At 44.1% G+C, this 3,709-nt stretch carries 3 protein-coding genes; all 3 read right to left on the reverse strand.

Annotation, left to right across the window (positions count from 1 at the left end; genetic code table 11):
* A partial coding sequence (locus tag AC5JMF_RS31275) for a DUF3987 domain-containing protein (protein WP_495799599.1) occupies positions 1-2,267 on the reverse strand: 2,267 nt, incomplete at its 3' end.
* Between the two features lie 2 nt (positions 2,268-2,269).
* The gene (locus AC5JMF_RS31280; RefSeq protein ID WP_495799600.1) at positions 2,270-2,821 is read right to left on the reverse strand and encodes a hypothetical protein; all 552 of its coding nucleotides are present in this window, start codon (positions 2,819-2,821) and stop codon (positions 2,270-2,272) included.
* A 654-nt stretch (positions 2,822-3,475) separates the two neighbouring features.
* The coding region (locus AC5JMF_RS31285) for a fertility inhibition FinO-like protein (RefSeq protein ID WP_495799601.1) at positions 3,476-3,709 on the reverse strand (234 nt) is incomplete at its 5' end.

Raw genomic sequence — 3,709 nt, forward strand, 5'->3', positions numbered from 1 at the left:
TCAGTTTGTATTTGCCAGTAATTACGATTAGGATCGTGATAGCATTCAATCAAATGCAGAGCTAAAGCGATTCTTAATAGTTGGGTTGGCAGCTTGAACATCCATGCCCTAATTGCAGGTTGCGTTGTCTCCCAAGCTTGGCGACCAATTACCTGACATAGCTTTGTATAATAAGCATCACAAGCAGGAGATAGCTTGACTACACCCATTGGGCAATTCTCTAGCCAGTCATAGAAAGGTGGCAGTTTCTCAGCTAATACACAGTAACCTTTTACACGCCTTGGTATTAGTGCGTTAGCCTTAGCCACCAAGAACCGTGCTAGCATCCCTTGTGAATCTTCAGGATCTGCGAAGATTTTGCGGAACACTCCTGGCTGAATACCACCAGTTACTGAAAGGGCCGTCTCTTCAACTGCATAACTGTCAACTTGGCTTACTCGGTCAACCTGTGCCGGTGCGCCATCCCAAAGCTTGAGCAAACATTCCAGCCCTTCATTTTCTCCCTTGCCAAACTGCCCAAAGGATTTAAACAAACCCGCCAATTCATCTCTGGCCCACAGCACACCATTGTCTTTCTGTTCACTAAGGCGCTTAATGACAGCCTGAATTGTGGCCATTTCAAACATGTATTTGCGTTCTACTGGGTAAGAGGGAGGTTCATCTGTGTCTCCTTCTTTCCAATCTTGATATGCTTCAACCTGCGCCAGGTAGTTTTTACGGGCTTCAAACTGCTTGCGTTTAATTGGTGTCAATACCAAAGTGTCGGCCCTGGTTTTACCACCCCCTGATTCTAAGACGGTGGCTGTCCAGGCGATCGCTGGTACAGTGTGCGATTCCGCATTTAGTTTTACCCGCTTGCCTACTAGAGAAAGTACAGCTGCGAGTAATGGTTGCCAAATCACTATTGGCTCAATGTTGAGAATCTCGGCATCGTGCAACAAGTCTGCTGCCATACTGGGCAGGGCCTGATTAAAATCCAACTTCGCATTGTGCCAATTAATCAGGTTATCTAAGCGTTTTTCGTCTTCGGGGTAGACATCATCAAATTGGCTTCTGACAGAGGAAACTAACTGTTTAAATGCAGGTTTTGTAACAACGCTTTTACTTAGAGTCTCTTCTAGCTTTTGTGTCTCTTCATAGTCAGTTAAACCAGCAGCCAAGATGTCGGTGACAGTGGTGACAGTCGTTGCAAGGCTTATGGGTTCTTGGTTAGGATTGTCACCGCTTTTAGCACTGTCACCAGTGACAGTCTGGTTTTTCTTGCCATTAACCAGTGGTTGTTGAGAAGTCAGTTGCTGCCTCCGGTACCACAATTTTATACAATTGTCCAAAGCTTCATCCGTAAGTGTGGCAGTAGGATTATCTTTTTGGGCTGATTTCCAAATTGAGTCAGCTTCTCTGGCGGGTAAGGGTGGGGAACAGCTAGAGCAATACACATCAAATAATGTTCTGGGGTCGCCGCTGTAGTGATACCCCAAGTAAGCGAGTCTAGCAACTGTGCCAATCAGGTTACGGGCCAGTGCTGCACCTTTGTTGTTTCTCTCTCCTTTGCCTGCACCGCCGTCAATCAATGCTCTGTCTGCCTTGGTCAAACAGCACTCTAGTGGTACGTCGCCTGTTGGTATTGATGGTATTGATGGAGTAATTTTATCCTGCTGAGGAATAATTTCTCTAAGTTCCTGGTAACTATATCTTTTCCCTGTGTTTAGAATGATTTGGGAAAGCGCATTTTGTATGTTATTTGGTGCGAAGTGCCAGCAGCCAGCTAACCGCATCACCCGCGAGGGATTTTTTAAGGAGCGATCGCCATCACAATATTCCAATAAATCAGTTTGCAGCTGCTTCCACTGTTGAGGGTTAATTGATTGATTAACAATCCAATAACTGTGGATGGACTTACCACCTGTGTCTATTTGTAAGCTGGGTTCTGGCAAACAAAGCGATCGCCACAACTGTTTTTGTAATTCTTTGTCGAGATTGTCGTGTTCGTAGAAGATGGCGCGACAGTTAGTGACATCCTTATCGGCTTGCCCACCACCGTTGACTACGAAGTAAACACCCCTGCCGTCACTTTGCCAAGCTGTGACGGTGTTGATTAACTGCTTTATATTGCGTACTACAGCACTTCTGCCTTTATCTTCATTTTTTCGTGGGTCATCACTGGGGTAAAAGCTGCGTAGGTATACTGCATCTCCATGCTTAAAACCTAGTGCTGCTAGGTGTTGCTCTATTTGATTGCGATCCAGGGTGGTATTTTTGTTCAACATGATTAATACCTCCGGTCGCTGTTGTTAGAACACAGCGCCAAATCTTCGGCTTGATGGCGTGTCGAAATAGTGCTAGTTGATGTTGGGGAATTGTGAATTGCTACTTCTTCACTACTCCACCTCTTCCATCTGTCTTCTTTTTTCTCTACAAAAAGAATGTTGGTGCTGAAATCTGATTGAGTTGACAACACTATGCCAAATGTGTGTGTTGTGTCTGGAGTAATCAGCAGTAACAGATTTGCAACAGGGTCTAGCTTTTGTATCTCTTGGGTTAACTGATATCGCTTTGTTAAGATTTGTCCGTAATCATTTAGGTTACATGCAATTACCGCGATCGCCGCCTCTGACAAGTGCAGTACCCTGTTGTGATGCCAGAACCAACTTGTTTTCGGAGATATCGTCGCTCTTTTTAAGACGTTTTGAAAACGAGTTTCTCTGAAGGAGTTAATAATCCAATTTTCTTGGGCATCGGAATTCAGGGGTGTGCTTGGTGTAGAGACGACCCCTGACAGTTTAATTTCGCCCTCTTGTGTTGGGCATTTGTCGTTTTTCACGTTATTTTCCTCTGATTGTTGAGTGACAAGTCAGAGGGGGTCATATCCAATTCGCAATTTTCAGTTCGCAATTCGCAGTTATTATCCCACAGTAAAAGTTGGGCTTTTCCAAAAGATACCGTATTTGTCGTGGCGTAACCTCTCAAAATACGTCTTTTTAAGTAATTGCGAATTGCGAATTGCGAATTGTTTCGCGCTACTACAGCCTTTAGCTACGAAATTCTTGAGTTTTCTTTACAATGCTTGATATTTTACTAGATTAAGAAATTTCAAAAGCTAAAATTGCCACACGAATGCATTGCATTTGTGCGGCTTCTCGTTATAATACGAGAAGTAGCGTGGACTCAATCTCTTTTGACCAGTTAGTGGATAAAGCGGGCAAACTTTACATACCACTGCTTTGGTTCCTCGGAGATAACCCCGCTCTGAAATTATTCTGTTTTTTGTTATCGGGTAAAGTGCTTACTCCTCAGTAGCTCTTTGCCCTTTAAATTTTTGAGTACTATGTGATTACCTCCATTTATCGCTTCAACTAGGCTTAATCTTACAGAACTTCTGGTCATTTGGTATCGAGCAATATAGTTATCTTTACCCTTGTATCCTCCACATTTGTAACTTTTGTTCACCCCTACTCAGCAGGGATGAGGTCTTTTCTCAAGCTGCACCAGCCGTAGTTGTTGCTTCTGGCTTAGGCTTACGCTCGAAAACTTGTATGTTGGGTTCTTCCAGCACGAACCCCTGTTCTGTTTGCTGACCGAGTTTACCAGCGATCGCCCCTACCCACTGTGGGTAATTAGCTTGGGCATCGGTCAGTTTCTTCCAAACTTTGGGTTTGACTGTAATTGAGATGATGCGACCATCACAGTCAATTTCAAATTGTTGCCAACC

The organism is Desmonostoc vinosum (assembly GCF_059505385.1).